The following is an 18,218-nucleotide window of genomic DNA, read 5'->3' on the forward strand; positions in this document are numbered from 1 at the left end:
TCCGACGGAAGGATGGAGGCGTTTCCTGTGGCATCGAGCTGTACGGTTATGTTTTGACATACTGCATTTGGGTCTACATTGTCCTCAACAGTAATGATAGCAGTACAGGTATCTGTTTGTCCTAAAGAATCTTCAACTGTTAAATTTACAGGTATTGCAGTTCCAATATCGTTACAATCAAAAGTGTTCACGTCGATTGTCAACAAAGGAGTATCGAAATCGTCGGTGGAACCACTATCTATATCTGCAGCAGTAATTGTCGCATTCCCAGATGCATCAAGTTGAACTGTAAGATTCGTAACACACATTGCTTCAGGCGGATTGTCTACTCTAAAAGTTGCTCTAAAATTATTTCCATTATTATTAACATAATGAGGATTTGTTTGTACTATTCCATTTACTGTGTAATCAGCTAGCGTAAATACTTCTAAAGTATAGTCACCAGAAGCAAGACCATTTAGGATATTGATATTCTGATTATTTGTAATCCAATCTTGATTATTTCCATTTCCACTACAAGCTGCCCCGGGAAAATCATTAACTATAGTATTTAGATTAATTCCTGTGAAAGTTGGACTTAATGGCCTATTGACAGTTTCATATATTGTGTAGTTTAAGTATCCAGATGTAATATCATCTGTGGCTATGCATTTAAAAACCCTGTTTTGACCACCTTTTAGAACCAGTGTTTCTGTAGATATGGCAAATACTCCTAAAGATGCACCATTAAAATCAGCAGCGGCAGTATTGGTTGCTAAATCTGTGGGCGAATACAGATCATAATCAATATTCCCGTTATTATTAATATCTAGTGTTACAAAGCTTTGATATATGCCCGATTGTTGAGCATGAAAAGCTATCGTGAAAAATAGCATTATGATTGAGGGCAGAAACTTTATGTAGGGATGTTTCATCAATTTTTGTTTATTAAAGTAGTATTATGTGTCCAAGCTAATTAATTATCGTAGGTTCTTGATAGAGCTTTGATAAAGGGGAAAGCTAAAGTACATATGACTAGAGGATAATGCTTAAAATAATCGTTGAAGGGCAGATAATAACTTTAAATTAAAAAGACTTACGATTTATTATATTTCCTACAGAGAAGAATACGGTATGAACATATTAATGTTCTTTGATTTAATATTTTCCTAAAAACAATTATAATAAAAAACCTCTCTAAATTGAGAGGTTTTTTATCTAGCTATTTAAACGATATGTACTTATGATATTTTTCAACTTAAGTTTTAGATCTTCACCAAAGTCATAGACCATTTGTTCATCACTAGGGAAATGAACTTCTCCTCGTCTTAATAGATTTCTATCATCCCTATTGAGTGCCCGCCTATCTCCTCTGTAATGTCCAAACAGATTTTCAAAAGTAAATCCGCTATCAATTGTATAGGTATCAATAATTTGGTTTAGTTTTGAATCTATATAAACTACATCTGCAATAACTTGAGATGACTTAGTTTGTAAAACTTCAAAGAAACGTGCCCTTACATTTATAATTTTATCGACTTTAATATCATTCCCAAGACTGTCTTTAGCCACATTGCCATTGTCGTCCAAGACATATTCCCAGCCGTCGACAATCTGTTTTTCTCTTAATAATTGACGTTCATTAATACGTTCTGGCGAGATATTAATTCGCTTTAGTTGTAATTCTATAGCGAAATCATAATTTATGCTATTATCTGTAGTTGCATGGTAGGTCGTCCAAAACTGATTTAAACCATAAGTGTTATAGTTTAGTAGATCTGCTTCTAAGCGTTCAGGTATAATTTGATGTGTTTCATTTTTTACCGATACAAGCACGTAATCCATACCCGCTTCATGCGCTTCATGCATTAAGCTTTTTACATTTTCAAAGCCTGGATTGATATTATCTATATAATCAAATAAGCTATAAGCTTCTCGCGCGTTGAGTTTATCTTCGGTGTCTAACAGATTCAAACCCTTGTCCATTAGGAAATCTGATGTTTTATATCTGTAATCGACTAAAGCTTCACTGTAATCTCTAAAAGTGAAATTTATATTTTTGCCATTTATTTTCAAAGGCATAACACGCTTTATAGCATTTTGTCTAGCCTCTAAATCTGCATAGCTTTCGTATATAGTTTTATACAATTCTGGATTTCCATCCTGCTTTAAATGTGCAATACGTGCCAAATCTTCTTCTAAGACTTTTTTATATGCATCCTTAAGCATTACAACATATGCTTGCTTACGCTTTTTATCTTTGTTGTGTTCTAATTTCCTTAAGGCTTCAGAAATAGCTTGGTCATAGTTTCCATGACTTATGGCTTGTTCTATTTGTTTTTTGGCACTACAAGATACGAGTACCGAAACAAGGACTGTAAAAAGTAAAATTCGTTTCATAATCTTGTGTTTAAAGGTTACAGCAATTAACAAATCCAAAGATTATGCCAAAAAAATAAAGCACTAATTGCTAGTGCTTTAAAAATTAAATTATACGCTGATGATTAAAAGTTTTGTGGTTACTTTTTCTTTTTAGGGTTAAACACGGGCAATAACTGTGTTTTTATTTGTCCAAAACCAATGCGTACGTCATCATTTTCACAATAACCTCTCATTACGACCGTATCGTAGTCATTAATAAATTTACGCTCAGTACCATCTTTCATTTTAATAGGTTTAGTACCTTTCCATGTCAATTCTAGCATAGAACCATAAGAATCTTCCGTAGGCCCGGAAATGGTTCCGCTACCCATCATATCACCAGAATTTACAGGACACCCGTTAACAGTATGATGAGCTAACTGCTGTGCCATATTCCAATACATGTATTTAAAGTTAGATTTACAAACGGTGGTTTCCTTGCCACCTTTTGGTATAATACCGGCTTCTAAATGAATATCGAAACTGTGCTTTCCTTTGGTCTGCAAATATTCCAAAGGTTTTGGATCTTGTTTTGGGCTAGCAACTCTAAAAGGTTCTAAAGCATCAAGAGTTACAATCCAAGGCGACATTGACGACGCAAAGTTTTTCCCTAAAAATGGGCCTAAAGGCACATATTCCCATTTCTGAATATCTCTTGCAGACCAATCATTAAAAACTACCAAACCGAAGATATATTCTTCAGCTTCTTCAACAGGAATAGGCTCACCTAAATCGTTTGCATCTGTAGTAATAAATGCCATTTCCAATTCGAAATCCACGAGTTTACTTGGCCCAAAAACAGGTTGGTCTGCACCTTCTGGCATGGTTTGTCCTTGTGGTCTATGAATAGGTATATGTGTGGTCACAATTGAAGAGCTGCGACCATGGTAGCCAACAGGAAGGTGTAACCAATTTGGCATCAACGCATTGTCTTTGCCACGAAACATAGTGCCGACGTTAGTGGCATGCTCTTTACTCGCATAAAAATCTGTATAATCACCAACATGCACAGGCATTTGCATTTCTATTTCATCTAATCTAAAACAAATAATTTCTTTATGCTTGGTATTGTTTTTTAAGGTTTCGTTGTTGGCATCAAAAATTTCAGCAACACGATTTCTAACAGCGCGCCAAGTTTTTCTACCATCGGCTATAAAATCATTTAATGAATCCTGAAGAAAGATATCGTCAGTTAACGGGATACCATCAAAATACCCTAATTGATGTAGAGCTCCCAAGTCTATAGCCGTGTCTCCGATTCGAGTTCCGATGGTAATAATATCTTCTCTAGTTAAGAAAACGCCGAAAGGAATATTCTGAATGGGAAAATCTGAGTATTTATTGACGTATAACCAAGAGGTTCTGTTTGGGTTATTTGCTGATAATGGCATATTGCTGTTGTTGATTAAATGTTCATTAATTTCTATCCAAACCTACATAATTTTTAATATTAAAACTAATGTAATTCGTATTTTTGATGCTCATTTAACATTAGACATCATATATGCAACGCGACGAACAAATTTTTGAACTTATAGAAGCTGAAAGAGAACGCCAGACTGATGGTATAGAATTGATTGCTTCAGAGAATTTTGTTAGCGACCAAGTTATGGAAGCGGCTGGTTCTGTATTAACCAATAAATATGCAGAAGGTTATCCTGGAAAGCGTTATTACGGAGGTTGCGAAGTTGTTGACGAAGTAGAACAGATTGCTATTGACAGAGCAAAAACCTTATTTGGTGCAGCTTATGCTAATGTACAACCGCATTCGGGTAGTCAGGCCAATACGGCTGTATTTCATGCGTGCTTAAAACCTGGGGATACTATTTTAGGATTCGATTTGTCTCATGGTGGACATTTGACACATGGATCTCCTGTTAATTTTTCAGGAAAATTATATCGTCCAACGTTTTATGGTGTTAAAAAGGATACAGGATATATTGATTACGATATGTTATCTGATGTTGCTGAAAAAGAACAACCAAAGTTAATTATTGCTGGTGCATCGGCCTATTCTCGAGATATGGACTTTGCTAAGTTTAGAGAAGTAGCTGATAATGTTGGAGCTGTATTATTGGCTGACATATCTCACCCATCAGGATTAATAGCTAAGGGTATTTTAAACGACCCTATGCCGCATTGCCATGTAGTGACAACAACAACACATAAGACGTTGCGTGGCCCAAGAGGCGGTATGATAATGATGGGTGAAAATATTGATAACCCATTTGGGATAACCCTAAAGAGCGGAAAACTTCGTAAAATGTCTGGCCTATTAGATTCTGGTGTTTTTCCAGGTAACCAAGGTGGACCTTTAGAGCATATAATTGCTGCTAAAGCGATTGCGTTTGGTGAGGCGTTGACGGATGAATTTATGCATTACATGTTACAAGTAAAACATAATGCAGACGCGATGGCCAAAGCATTCGTTACCAAGGATTACAATTTAATCTCAGGAGGTACAGATAATCATATGATGTTGATTGACCTTAGAAATAAAAACATTACAGGTAAAGATGCTGAAAATGCTTTAGTAAAAGCTGATATTACCGTGAATAAAAATATGGTGCCATTTGATACGGAATCTCCTTTTGTTACTTCTGGTATTAGAGTGGGAACTCCTGCTATTACAACCAGAGGATTAAAGGAAAATGATATGGCCTATGTCGTTGATTTAATTGATGAAGTGCTTATGAATCATGATAATGAAACAATTCTTGAAGGTGTGTCGGAAAAAGTAAATGATTTGATGGGTGGGAGACCTTTGTTTAATGCTTAATAGTATTTATGGTATCCTGAACGATTTTAGCTAGACGAATATAAAAATAAAAGCCTTTCAAACTAAATTGAAAGGCTTTTTTTAATGTTACAGTATAGCAAACAAGTCATTCAAAGATTTAAAATCTCTACGTTTATAATTAGAGTCATCTCTTTCGTTGATATAATTGATAATATCTTTTTTTGGGCCAGATGACCAAAAGTTATAGATATATTTTAGCTCGTCATCTTCCAATACGTAAACTCCACTCATAATTTTATTATCAAATGGTTTCTCCATAGAGTCATATATGGCAGTTTCATCGTCTTTTATGTAGAGTTCGCGAAATAATTTATCGTGTCCATCAAAAGATACAAATTTGGTTTCTAAGATCTTGCCTTTGTTTTCGTCAAATAATATTACTGAGTTTACATCTTTATTCGAAACATATATGTGACCTTTATCTGTTTTCAATAAGACAGCATATTGGTCATCATTAATGTGGTTTAGGCTAATTCGACCTTTAAGAGTTTCATTAGTCTTTAAATGTATTTCACCATTATAAAAACTATAATCATTACTATTTTCTATAACAGTGTTTAAATTAACGAGATTTATATCTAATTCTTGGGCGTTTATTACTGTTAAGACTGAAATAAAGAGTGTTAGAACAATACTTTTTCGAAAAATTTTATACATCATAATGTTTAGATTTTATGTTATAGAACTTTCACTAAACATCATCAAATAATATACCAAACTGCTGATTTTAAATTAGTTTAGTCTTCATCAAAAGTAATACTCTCGTAAGCACCAGCATCTGGTTCTGGTACATTTCTAGACATACCTAGGATGTCTTCTAAAAATGTAAAATCGGTATTAGCGAGTCCATTGGCACCAGAATCGTCACTAATACGCATCAAATTCTCAAATGGAGCTTCAAAATTAGGATCTTCGTTAAATAGGTTTTCTTCGTAGAACGTTGTGTCATTGAAGTCGTAGTTTCCTGTTCCGCTAAGATTATTGTTATTGAAGCGTATTAAGCAATTAGTGAATTTATAATTAAATATATTCCCTTCATCCTCCAACAACATCTCAGGATTATCATTGCCATAAATAATGCAATTCGTAAAGTTAGCTTCCGTGAGATCGTTAGTGACTGGAGTTCCGTTTTCGTCTAGCACAAAATCGTTTAGGAGTAGGGCAGGGAATTGTCTAAAACTACTGTTCCAGTAATTTGCAATGGTACAATGTGTAAAGTTGTATTTTCCACCTAAAGTCCCGGCAAAAGAGGATTGACCAGAATTATTAATAACCACATTCTGTGCAGAAACGGAAGTTGCTCTACCTAAAATTCCAAATCCACTGGAATTATAGATTTGACTATTGGTTATGGTCAATTTATCATTTGGCGCTGATTGATTACCTTCAGATAGAATGCCAATAGTTGCATTTTTTATGGTTGCATAATTAACACTGTTATTTTCGCTTCCATTAAATAACCAAATGGTGCCCCATTGTCCTGGCACATCTTCAAAAAGTGGTTCTAGGCGATCTCCTTCTAAAATGACTTCATTTTCTAACTCGTCTTGGTCTGTACTTAGTTCTCCATTAATATTGAGGGTTCCGCCATCGGTGATAATAATACCTGAATCTGCATGAAAGTGTACACGTGTACCTGCTTCCATAGTCAGCGTTTGTCCGGTGTCAACTCCAGCATAACCGTAAATAACATAAGGTTTTTCGTTGGTAAAGGTGAGCTCGTCATTTTCGAGAAAACGTCCTTGTAAAGTGGTTTCATCTGGTGTTCCGTCGCCATCAACATCAAAAGTTAGGGTTTCAATAATACCTGTATCTGCATCTCTGTTTGGATAGATAAATACGGCATCTTTGACTAAAGTTACTAAATCCACATCTTGCTGGTTATTTCCAGAATCAAACAAAATACGATCCGTATATAAAAACTGTGTGTCTGAATTGGATAGTATTTCTATATCTATTGTGGTCTCTATGAAAATGAACATGCTGTCTTTTGCCAGTAACTCAACATTTTCAAAGAATTTACCTTCTTGTGCGCCTCCCAGTCCCGTAGTTCCGTCCACATTCATTCTGTAAAAAGAGTTGACTCCGTTTTCGAGCTGTATAGTGGGAATCACAATATCATCATCACTTCTATTGTAGACTTTGAGGTTGTAAGTACTAGAACCTATGTTTGTAAAAACGGTATCTAAATACACCGTGTCCCTTTCAAATCTAAGATTTCCTTTGCTTGGTGAGAATTCAAAATCCTTTCGGCAAGAACTCCAAAATAATAATATAATTAAACAAATTAAGAATGTTAGCAATCGCTGCATAAGAGATAAATATAATTTTGGCTTAAAAATATAACTTTTGAAGTTAGGATTTATTATGAAGCGGAATTAATAATTTAATTTGTCGTTCTGAGGGAAGTATGACCGAAGAATCTTTGTATTAATAGCTATAGAGATTCTTCACTCGTACCTCGTTCTGAATGACAGGGCTAATCCTTGACTTTAGATTTCTCTCCATATTCTTCGAGTAGAATTAAAAACAATTGGCTGTTCAATACCAATTGCTCTAAGAGCTCCATTTTCTTTTCCTCTTTTAGCAATTCTGAGCTGATACCTTTGGCTTCACAAAAATTATAAAACAGTTTAACGTTAGTTTCTGGTATTTTTAAATCTTCAGTGACCAAACGTTTTTTGAAAAATGAGCTTTTATCGAATAAAGAATCTATCTGTTCATAGGTTATAGGCTGATAGGTTGGTGCTCTATACTTATCCTTTTTTTTGAATAATTTAGCCACCAAACCAATTATTGCTATAAAGTCTACACCATAGGTTGCATTAGCGGGTTGATAAAGTCCGGGATTGTTCTTTATGTCCTCTTTAATTAAGTTACGCAGTTCCGTATTGTAAGTCTCAGCTTCAAAAACAGGTTGTTCTGGTTCTGCTTTAATCTCAACTTCTTCTAATTCGTTGATGATCTTTTCGACCTCAAAAACATTAAGCTCTTCAAAATGAATTTGTTTTAGTACAATTTCTTTGGGGTAATAGAATACAGATTTAAACGAAATAGTATCATTTACTTTGCCTTCGATACTAAAGTTACCTTCAGCATTAGTGACCGTTAATCTGTTTTGTGTTTTATTTAAAACCTTTATGTTTTTTACTATAGATTTTGAATCGTATACCTTTCCTTTTAATGTCTGCCCAAAAATACTAGAGTGGGAGCACAAGAGAATTAATATACTAAATAAGTAACGCATTGAAAGTTGATTGATGCGTTAAAGAAAAGGCTTTAAAACAAGATACAATATGGCGTTAAATAAACTTTAACCTAAATAAATGTTAATCCAAAAGTTTAGAGGTTAAAAAATTAACACAGTGATTAAAACCATAGAATACAAATCACGGCTTCTTTATTTTTACTTCAAAAAGCTTATCCCAATTTTTACCAGTTACAAAAATGGTTTTACGCTCTGGGTGGTAGGCAATTCCATTTAAAACATCTAGTTTATCGTGTTGTTTTACAAGTTGTTTGAGTGGTTTAAAGTTTATAACACCTTCAACACCACCTGTTTTTGGATTAATAATAACAACTCCATTACGATGATAGATATTGGCATAAATCTTTCCGTCAATCCATTCGAGTTCATTTAAAGCGGGAATTTTACCTTTTTCTGTATAAACTTCGATATGGCCTTTTTCAGTTAGGTTGTCTGCATTTAATAGCCAAATTTTATCCGTACCATCAGATTTATAAAGTGTGTTACCATCGTTACAAATTCCCCAACCTTCCTTACTTTTTCCGTAATTAAAAGTGCTTACTTTTTCAAAAGTATCGACATTATAAATAAAGCCTCTATTTTCTTTCCATGTGAGTTGGTAAATCTTATCGTTTAAAATGGTTAACCCTTCGCCAAAATAGTTATCCTCTAAATCTAGATTTTGTAACACCTCACCAGTTTCAAAATCTAGTTTTCTTAACTTAGATTCTTTGTATTGTCCTGTACTTTCGTACAAGTCTCCATAATAAAATTCTAAGCCTTGCGTATAAGACGTAATATCGTGCGGATAGGTATTTACAACTTCATAGGTGTAAATCGCAGGTATAATGTTGTTAAATACTTTAATGGATTTAGTTAGCGTTTCGGTTTTATCACCATAACTTACGGTTGCCGTAATGGTTTTCTCACCAAGAGTTATATCATTTAAAACCTCGTCCTTATCGATTGATTTCCCATCAAGTTCGTAGCTTACGTTAGTGATGTCTATTTTTTTGGGATTGTCAATGGACAATGCTAACGTGTCCCCAAGCATTAATGATTTTACTTTGGTATTAATGCTAAGACCAGTTTTTTTTTGGGTATTTGCATCTCCACAACTGATTAAAATTGCACTTAAGTATAGGAGAATGAAATATTTAGAAATTTGCATAAGTAGTATCAGATTTTTTAGCAAGTTATTAAAAAAAATCAGTTTAAAAATCATTATGCAAATGGTTGTAAAAGTTTTAAAAGGTTGTATCTTTGCCGCCGGGCAAGTCCTACACAACCAGCTCCTGCTTAATCCTCCAGGACGGGAACGTAGCAAAGGTATGCGGTCGTAGCGGTGTGATGTAGGTAGCTTGCCCTTTTTTACGCAATATATCTAAATCTTGAAAGCTCTACAGATTCAAGATTTTTTTAGTTTAAACAGGTGTTAACATATTGTGCTGAATTTGTAGTAATAGCGATTTAAAATTTTATTATTTTGAAACTTTGTACATTTAACTTCAAACTTTTAACTCAAAAAAATGTCTAAAGTTGTTTTAATAACGGGAGGATCTTCGGGTATTGGAAAATCTGTTGGTGAGTTTCTTCAAACCAAAGGCTACAAGGTCTATGGAACGAGTCGAAATCCCCAAAACTATCCTAAAAGTCAATTTCCTATTATTGCTTTAGATGTAACTCAACCAGAAACCATTAAAGATTGTGTTGCAACGGTTCTAAAAGATGCCTCTAAAATAGATGTTTTAATAAACAATGCTGGGGCAGGAATTACGGGCCCTGTTGAGGAAATTCCAGATGCCGAGATTAAGCGCAATTTCGAAACCAATTTTTTTGGACCAATCAATGTTATTAAAGCGGTTTTACCAACTATGCGAAGTCAAAATTCAGGTTTAATTATTAATGTTACTTCTATTGCTGGCTATATGGGTTTGCCTTACCGAGGTGTTTACAGTGCTACTAAAGGTGCATTAGAGCTAATTACTGAAGCTTTTAGAATGGAGCTTAAAGGGTTCAATGTTGAAATGACTAATGTAGCCCCTGGTGATTTTGCAACTAATATTGCTGCTGGTCGTTACCACGCTCCGGTTTTAAAGGATTCTCCATATAAAGAAAAATATGGGGAGGCTTTAAAAACTATGAACGATCACGTAGATGATGGCAGTGATCCTAAGCAAATGGCAGAAGCGATATATAAAATTATTGAAACCAAAAAGCCTAAAATACATTATAAAGTAGGTGCTTTTATGCAAAAATTCTCCATTGTATTAAAGCGCATATTACCAGATAAGGTTTATGAAAAAATCCTTATGAAGCATTATGATATGTAAAATAAGGTTGTGTTAATATATTCTGAAAAATAATTATCCTCTAAGGCTGTTAAAATTCGTAAATTCGCGACAACTTTAAACACAACAATTCAAATTTAAATTAGATGAAATTTTTTATTGATACAGCTAATCTCGACCAGATTAAAGAAGCTCAAGATATGGGCATTTTAGATGGTGTTACTACCAATCCATCTTTAATGGCAAAGGAAGGCATTACTGGTACAGATAATATTATGAAGCATTATGTTGACATTTGTAATATTGTCGATGGTGATGTGTCTGCAGAAGTTATCTCAACGGATTTTGACGGTATGGTGAGAGAAGGTGAGGCTTTGGCTGAACTTCACGACCAAATTGTTATAAAATTACCAATGATTAAAGATGGCGTAAAGGCTTGTAAATATTTTTCGGATAGAGATATAAAAACCAATGTAACATTAGTGTTTTCGCCAGGACAAGCCTTATTGGCAGCAAAAGCGGGTGCTACTTATGTATCTCCATTTATTGGCCGCTTAGATGACGTCTCTACAGATGGTTTAAACTTAATTGCGGAAATTCGTCATATCTATGATAACTATGCATTTGAAACTCAAATTTTAGCAGCTTCGGTTCGTCACACTATGCATGTTATAGACTGTGCTAAATTAGGTGCAGATGTTATGACAGGTCCATTAAAATCTATTGTAGGATTGCTCAACCACCCACTTACAGATATAGGTTTAGAAAAATTCTTAGCAGATTATAAAAAAGGAAATTAATAAGATTGATATTTATTTGAGAAGCATCTTATTGTTTAGCGGCAATAAGGTGCTTTTTTCGTAATAATCCCTCAAGTGTTTCTTTAAATTCTGAACTAAATATATTGGCATTGGGATGAAGAATCATTGAGTTTTCATCAACAATAATGGCTTTATTTAAATAATTTACGGCAAGTATCTTACGTGCAGCTTTAGAGTTTTTAAACTTAAATTCGTTTATCGTCGAGAAGTTATAATTATTAATGATATTCTTCCAGAATTTATCATCATTATCATTAACGTTTATCGATATAAAATCCATCTGCGGAAACTGCGCTTTTAATTCCGTAACCATGTAATGACTGTTTCGGTACTGACTTTTAGAATTAGAAGACCAAAAGTAAATAATTGTTGGTTTGGTAATTATAGAATTTAAATAATGAACTGTATCATTATAATTTACAACCGCCAAATTTGGCAATGGATTTCCTTGGCGTAGAGATTTTAACGATGTCACCAAGTCTTTCATATAAGCCTTATCTTCTTCATTTGTACTTTTAGACAAGTAATAATTCAATATTTCATTGGCTTCAGACTCAGTATGGTTATGGCTAATAAAGTCTCTGGCTTTGTACTTTAATAAGTTATTCTTAATGGTTTTGTCCGTGATAATGCTATCAATCAAATCCATTTTAGAAATATTGTAATCCATAGCGTGCCTATCAAATTTACTATGGTAAGGATTATTCTTGTAATACGATTTAATAGCCAAATTATCTATATGCGAAAACAAAAACCTATTGTAAGAGAAAAAATGGCTTAGATGATTGGCATTGTAATCTATGTTTGCTCTATGGTTATAAAAATCTTCAGGTAGATCTTTAATATGAATAAGTTTATTGTTCCCAAAATAAGCGAAGGGATAAATTTCCTTATCTGCATAGCTGTTGTAATTAATGTTTGCTTCAATGACAGATTTAAAGAATTCTGATTCGTTACTCTTGCTCAAAAATCTATGGAATTCCTCAAGCTGATGTTTACGTCTTTTTTCAACAAACGCATTAAAATCTTCAGGATTCATCTTAGCATACTTCACCAACTTCTTAGCTTCCTTTTCGTTAGTGAGATAGGTTTTAATGAGGTAGTTGTTTTTTTTGGCACCATTTCCGGTAAAAACCAACGATTCGTCAAAATCATAGGTATTGAGCCTAAACATAATACTGTCCGAAGGTTCTAATAACACCGTTTGGTATTCACCTCCGTGTCTAATTAAATAAAGACCAGATTCTAAATTCTCTATTTTATGGATAAACCTATTGTTGGCATCAAGGCTAAGCGTGTCAAAAACTTTGCCCTCGGTATTGTGAAGTATGATGTTTTTATTCTTAGGATTTATAATTTCACCACCAATGTATGCGTAGTCACCATTACCACTACCGTTAATTTTACATCCAATGGTAATGGATAACAAAACACAAGTTATAGCTATATATCGAGTTAACATGGGCAATTTCATCATAGTTTAGCTAAACAAAAATATAGGTTGAAAACCTCAAGTCTTGTTAATGCCACGTTAAATCTTGTTATACGGTCTATTTATTTCGTCTAATGGCTATAATTTTCTACTTTTGCACTCTCAAAAAATAAAGATATGTTATCAGTTTCAAACCTTTCTGTTCAATTCGGAAAACGCATACTTTTTGATGAAGTCAATACCAGTTTTAATTCAGGTAATTGCTACGGAATCATAGGTGCAAATGGCGCAGGGAAATCTACATTTTTAAAGATACTTGCTGGTAAAATGGATCCAACATCTGGTCATGTACATTTAGAGCCAGGAAAGCGTATGTCTGTTTTAGAGCAAAATCATAACAAACATGATGAAGATACTGTTTTAGAAACCGTTTTAAAAGGTAATAAACCACTATATAAGTTAAAGTCTGAAATTGATGCACTTTATGCAGACTATACCGATGAGAATGCAGAAAAAATAGGAGAATTACAGGTAGAGTTTGAAGAAATGAATGGCTGGAACGCAGATTCTGATGCTGCTGCCATGCTATCAAATTTAGGGATTAAGGAAGATTTACATTATTCGTTAATGGCAGATTTAGATGGTAAGCAAAAAGTACGAGTATTGTTAGCACAAGCTTTGTTTGGAAACCCTGATGTGTTGATTATGGATGAGCCTACCAACGATTTGGATTACGAAACCATTTCTTGGTTAGAGAATTTCTTGGCAAATTACGATAACTGTGTCATTGTTGTATCTCACGACAGGCACTTTTTAGATGCGGTTTGCACGCATATTTCTGATATAGACTTCGGAAAGATTAACCACTATTCTGGCAACTACACGTTTTGGTACGAGTCATCGCAATTAGCCGCAAAACAGCGCGCGCAACAAAACAAAAAAGCTGAAGAGAAGAAGAAGGAACTTGAGGAATTTATCCGTCGTTTTTCTGCCAATGTAGCCAAGTCTAAGCAGGCCACAAGTAGAAAGAAAATGATCGATAAGTTAAACATCGCAGACATAAAACCAAGTAGTCGCCGTTATCCCGCCATTATTTTTGAACGTGAGCGAGAAGCTGGAGATCAAATTTTACATGTTGAAGGCTTATCAGCAAGTTTAGATGGTGAAACTTTATTTAAAAGTATTGACATCAATTTAGCAAAAGGTGATAAGGTGGTTGTATATTCCAAAGATTCTAGGGCTACCACTGCATTTTATGAAATTATCAACGGCAAGCAAAAGGCAGACTCAGGTAAATATGCATGGGGAGTGACCACTACACAGTCTTATCTGCCATTAGACAACAGTGAATACTTTAATAACAAACTATCGCTTGTAGACTGGTTGCGTCAATGGGCAACAACTGAAGAAGAGCGTGAAGAGGTTTACATCAGAGGGTTTCTTGGTAAAATGATTTTTAGTGGTGAGGAAGCTTTAAAAACTTCAGATGTTTTATCTGGTGGAGAAAAAGTACGTTGTATGTTAAGCCGAATGATGATGATTAGGGCTAATGTCTTAATGGTAGATGAACCAACAAACCACTTGGATTTAGAAAGTATTACGGCTTTTAATAATGCACTTAAAAACTTTAAGGGAACCGTACTCTTAACAACACACGATCATGAATTTGCCCAAACCGTTGGTAACAGAATTATTGAGTTAACACCAAACGGAGTTATTGATCGCTACATGACATTTGACGAATATATGAGTGATAAAAAAATCAAAGAACAACGCGAGAAGATGTATGCTGTTATAGCTTAGGCTATTCTTTTATTGTTAAAATCTTTTCATAGGATTCTTCATTGATGTAGTGATAGCTTTCTAGTAATGAAAAACAGCTACTAGGAGGAAGCCTCCATCTCGGCCTTAATCTGTTCCACTATGGCAATTGCTTTGTCTAATTCATCATTAAGCACAAAAACTTCTTGAAACCCTTGGTTCATACTACCATAACCAGCAAGTCGTTGCGATTCACCTTCGTCTTTTATAATGGGAATTATACCTATACGTTCTAATTCATTCTTAATGCGCGTGACTAAAATAAAGTTGCCGTTGTATACTTTTTTATATTCGGAAGTGCTCATATCTATAGGTTTTAAATTATAAGTAGAAGTTACAAAATTTTGCTAAGATTTCCTAGTGTAAAATAGCTTCAATATTTAATAACACTATTAAAATAACAGCTACAATAAGTTTTGGCTATTAAAATATAATTTTAAAAAATATTGGGACTGTGTTTAAAGCACATAATTTCATAATTTTATAGTCAAAGAAATACTAACTTAAAAACTTACAATATGAATAGTAATCATGGTGAAGCTTGGGACATTAATAATTCAGACGCAAGTCAGTGTCCTTTTCTAAGTGGAGACCAAAAGAAGACTGCAGGTCGTGGAACAAGCAATAGAGACTGGTGGCCAAACGAATTAAAGCTAAACATTCTGAGGCAGCATGCAGCTAAAAATAACCCAATGGGTGATGATTTTAATTACGCAGAGGCTTTTAATAGTATTGATTTTGCTGCGTTGAAGCAAGATGTAATTGAATTAATGACAGATTCTCAAGATTGGTGGCCAGCAGATTATGGGCATTATGGGGGATTTATGATTCGTATGGCATGGCACAGTGCTGGTACATACAGAGTAGGTGACGGTAGAGGAGGAGCAGGAACAGGAACACACCGTTTTGCACCATTAAATAGTTGGCCAGATAACGGTAACTTAGATAAAGCACGCTTATTATTGTGGCCAGTAAAAAAGAAATACGGCAACAAAATTTCTTGGGCAGATTTAATGGTTCTTGCCGGTAATTGCGCTTTAGAGTCTATGGGATTCCCAACTTTTGGTTTTGCAGGAGGACGTGAAGATGTTTGGGAACCCGAACAAGATATTTATTGGGGAAGTGAAACGGAGTGGTTGGATAATGATGAGCGTTACGATACATCCGATGGCGATTTAGAAGGCCATTTAGGTGCTGTTCATATGGGATTAATCTACGTAAATCCTGAAGGCCCAAATGGTGAGCCAGACCCTTTGAAATCGGCGCATGATATTAAAATTACATTTGGTCGTATGGCAATGAATGATGAAGAAACTGTAGCCTTAGTTGCTGGTGGCCATACCTTTGGAAAGGCACATGGTGCCGCAGACCCTGAAAAATACGTAGGAGTTGAACCTCATGGAGCCTCCATTGAAGAAATGAGTACGGGTTGGAAAAACACTTACGAATCTGGCGTATTACAGCATGCCATAACAAGTGGTATAGAAGGTGCTTGGACACCAAACCCAACAAAATGGGATGCCGACTATTTTAATGTATTGTTAAATTATGATTGGGAATTAACCAAGAGTCCTGCTGGTGCACACCAATGGACACCAACCGCAGAATCCAATGCACGCATGGCACCAACGGCTGATGGTAGCGGTAAGCAAGCTCTTATGATGACGACGGCAGATATGGCCCTGAAAATGGATCCGACATACAGAGAGATTTCTGAGCGTTTCCACAAAGACCACAAAGCATTTGAAGATGCCTTTGCAAGAGCATGGTATAAATTAACGCACAGAGATATGGGGCCGATTGATCGTTATTTAGGTCCAGAAGTGCCTACTGAAGAATTGATTTGGCAAGACCCGATTCCGAAAGTGGATTATACCTTGAGTGATTCTGATATTGAATCGTTAAAGAAAATGATTTTAGCTTCTGGTCTATCTGTTTCAGAATTGGTTAAAACGGCTTGGGCTTCAGCTTCTACATTCAGAGGTTCTGATATGCGAGGTGGAGCAAATGGCGGACGACTAAGATTGGAGCCACAGCGTAGTTGGGAAGTCAATAATCCTGAAGAACTAAACAAAGTATTGAGTGTTCTTGAAGGGATTCAAAAAGAATTTAACGGAACAATTTCTATGGCAGATTTAATCGTTTTAGCTGGTAATGCTGGTGTAGAAGAAGCTGCTAAAAATGCAGGTCATAATATAAATGTTCCTTATACGCAAGGTAGGGGTGATGCTTCACAAGAACAAACGGATTTAGAATCGTTTGGATATTTAGAGCCATTGGCTGATGGATTTAGAAACTATATGAGTGCTAAATTAAATGTGGCTGCAGAAGATGTATTAGTAGATAAAGCAAATTTATTAACACTTTCAATACCAGAAATGACAGCTTTAGTTGGTGGACTTCGTGTATTGGGTGCTAATTACGATAATTCAAATTATGGTGTATTTACAGATAATGTAGGGCATCTTACAAATGATTTCTTTACCAATGTTTTAGACTTTACGTATACATGGAGTGCAACTTCAGATGACGATGCCATTTTTGAAAGTCGTGACCGTAGAACTGGTGAAGTAAAATTCACAGGAACACGAGCAGATCTCATTTTTGGATCTAATACAGAATTAAGAGCAGTTAGCGAAGTTTATGGTGCAAATGATGGAGAAATCCGTTTTGTAAACGATTTTGTGGCAGCTTGGGCAAAAGTGATGAATTTAGATCGTTTCGATTTAAAGTAATTCAAATCTAAATTTTTTTAAGACCTGTCAGGTTTCAAAACTTGGCAGGTCTATTCTTGAACTCATTTTAAACTTTTTTAATTTTCGCTTAAACCCAAAAGTTGAAATGAGTTCATTTTAAAAGACAATAGTATGAATGCACAAGAACTATTTTTTAGAACCATTCAATCCGGAAACCTTGAAAACCTAAAATTACAATTGCAAAATAATCCGCATTTGGTAAATAGTGAAGATGCCAGAGGATTTACACCTTTAATCTTTGCAACGTATTTTGATAAGGAAGCGATTGCTCAACTTTTAATAGAACACAAAGCAAATATCAATGCTAAAGATGCTTCTGGTAATACGGCTTTAATAGGTGTTTCTTTTAAAGGCAATGTTAAATTGACACGCCTTTTAATTAAAAATGGAGCAGATGTAAATGCCCAAAACAACAAAGGAACTACAGCTTTGAGTTTTGCTACGCAGTATAATCAAGAGGCTGTTGTCAAAATTCTGCTAGAGTATAATGCAGACAAATCCATTAAAGATGCTGATGGTAAAATAGCTTTGTATTATGCAAAAAGCAAAGAATTTTATAACTTAATACCCTTGTTGGGTTAACAACCCCTGGCATGGGTTTTTAAACCTCAATTTTACTTAAAATTTAGGATATTTATAACAGTTCTAAA

15 protein-coding genes and 1 other RNA gene are annotated in these 18,218 nt (G+C 34.8%); 7 read left to right on the top strand and 9 right to left on the bottom strand.

All coding sequences use genetic code 11. From position 1 onward, the window contains the following. The 3 genes from KCG49_RS14815 to fahA all read right to left on the bottom strand — a co-directional run. On the bottom strand, positions 1–914 hold a 914-nt coding region (locus tag KCG49_RS14815), incomplete at its 3' end, for a hypothetical protein (protein WP_218547614.1). Positions 915–1,197: 283 nt separating this feature from the next. Continuing rightward, on the bottom strand, positions 1,198–2,379 hold the full coding sequence (locus KCG49_RS14820) for a hypothetical protein (protein WP_256260029.1): 1,182 nt from the start codon (positions 2,377–2,379) through the stop codon (positions 1,198–1,200). Between the two features lie 119 nt (positions 2,380–2,498). Further along, entirely contained in the window at positions 2,499–3,791 is a 1,293-nt protein-coding gene (gene fahA / locus KCG49_RS14825) for a fumarylacetoacetase (RefSeq protein ID WP_218547615.1), read from the bottom strand. A 113-nt stretch (positions 3,792–3,904) separates the two neighbouring features. Between fahA and glyA the strand changes: the two genes are divergently transcribed. After that, positions 3,905–5,179 (top strand): serine hydroxymethyltransferase, encoded by a 1,275-nt coding sequence (gene glyA / locus KCG49_RS14830; protein ID WP_218547616.1) that lies wholly within the window; start codon positions 3,905–3,907, stop codon positions 5,177–5,179. A gap of 87 nt (positions 5,180–5,266) precedes the next feature. On the opposite strand, the gene KCG49_RS14835 is transcribed toward glyA, so the two are convergent. From KCG49_RS14835 to KCG49_RS14850, 4 genes are all read right to left on the bottom strand, one after another. Next, positions 5,267–5,860 (bottom strand): hypothetical protein, encoded by a 594-nt coding sequence (locus KCG49_RS14835; RefSeq protein ID WP_218547617.1) that lies wholly within the window; start codon positions 5,858–5,860, stop codon positions 5,267–5,269. A gap of 77 nt (positions 5,861–5,937) precedes the next feature. After that, positions 5,938–7,512: a hypothetical protein gene (locus KCG49_RS14840; protein ID WP_218547618.1), complete on the bottom strand. Its 1,575-nt coding sequence runs from the start codon at positions 7,510–7,512 to the stop codon at positions 5,938–5,940. A 167-nt stretch (positions 7,513–7,679) separates the two neighbouring features. Then, a complete protein-coding gene (locus tag KCG49_RS14845) occupies positions 7,680–8,447 on the bottom strand; it encodes a peptidase associated/transthyretin-like domain-containing protein (protein WP_218547619.1) in 768 nt (255 codons plus the stop codon). 142 nt (positions 8,448–8,589) lie between these two features. Then, a complete protein-coding gene (locus KCG49_RS14850) occupies positions 8,590–9,618 on the bottom strand; it encodes a glutaminyl-peptide cyclotransferase (RefSeq protein ID WP_218547620.1) in 1,029 nt (342 codons plus the stop codon). Between the two features lie 100 nt (positions 9,619–9,718). On the opposite strand from KCG49_RS14850, the gene ffs reads away from it, so the two are divergent. The 3 genes from ffs (at position 9,719) to fsa (ending at position 11,538) form a co-directional block, all read left to right on the top strand. Continuing rightward, positions 9,719–9,817, top strand: an RNA gene (gene ffs, locus KCG49_RS14855) — signal recognition particle sRNA small type. A gap of 159 nt (positions 9,818–9,976) precedes the next feature. Beyond that, positions 9,977–10,780 (top strand): SDR family oxidoreductase, encoded by an 804-nt coding sequence (locus KCG49_RS14860; protein ID WP_218547621.1) that lies wholly within the window; start codon positions 9,977–9,979, stop codon positions 10,778–10,780. Positions 10,781–10,884: 104 nt separating this feature from the next. After that, on the top strand, positions 10,885–11,538 hold the full coding sequence (fsa, locus tag KCG49_RS14865) for a fructose-6-phosphate aldolase (protein WP_218547622.1): 654 nt from the start codon (positions 10,885–10,887) through the stop codon (positions 11,536–11,538). A 28-nt stretch (positions 11,539–11,566) separates the two neighbouring features. Here fsa and KCG49_RS14870 read toward each other — a convergent pair whose 3' ends face one another. Beyond that, positions 11,567–13,036: a TlpA family protein disulfide reductase gene (locus tag KCG49_RS14870; protein ID WP_218547623.1), complete on the bottom strand. Its 1,470-nt coding sequence runs from the start codon at positions 13,034–13,036 to the stop codon at positions 11,567–11,569. Positions 13,037–13,168: 132 nt separating this feature from the next. Between KCG49_RS14870 and KCG49_RS14875 the strand changes: the two genes are divergently transcribed. Beyond that, the gene (locus KCG49_RS14875) at positions 13,169–14,794 is read left to right on the top strand and encodes an ABC-F family ATP-binding cassette domain-containing protein (protein WP_218547625.1); all 1,626 of its coding nucleotides are present in this window, start codon (positions 13,169–13,171) and stop codon (positions 14,792–14,794) included. Between the two features lie 80 nt (positions 14,795–14,874). Here KCG49_RS14875 and KCG49_RS14880 read toward each other — a convergent pair whose 3' ends face one another. Beyond that, positions 14,875–15,117, bottom strand: a complete 243-nt coding sequence (locus KCG49_RS14880) for a putative signal transducing protein (RefSeq protein WP_218547626.1) — start codon at positions 15,115–15,117, stop codon at positions 14,875–14,877. Between the two features lie 213 nt (positions 15,118–15,330). Here KCG49_RS14880 and katG point away from each other — a divergent pair, with 213 nt between their 5' ends. Both katG and KCG49_RS14890 read left to right on the top strand, forming a co-directional pair. After that, the gene (gene katG, locus KCG49_RS14885) at positions 15,331–17,547 is read left to right on the top strand and encodes a catalase/peroxidase HPI (protein ID WP_218547627.1); all 2,217 of its coding nucleotides are present in this window, start codon (positions 15,331–15,333) and stop codon (positions 17,545–17,547) included. A gap of 132 nt (positions 17,548–17,679) precedes the next feature. Then, the gene (locus KCG49_RS14890) at positions 17,680–18,150 is read left to right on the top strand and encodes an ankyrin repeat domain-containing protein (protein ID WP_218547628.1); all 471 of its coding nucleotides are present in this window, start codon (positions 17,680–17,682) and stop codon (positions 18,148–18,150) included. Positions 18,151–18,218: the final 68 nt, after the last annotated feature.

Source organism: Winogradskyella luteola (assembly GCF_019203985.1).
Lineage (GTDB): Bacteria > Bacteroidota > Bacteroidia > Flavobacteriales > Flavobacteriaceae > Winogradskyella > Winogradskyella luteola.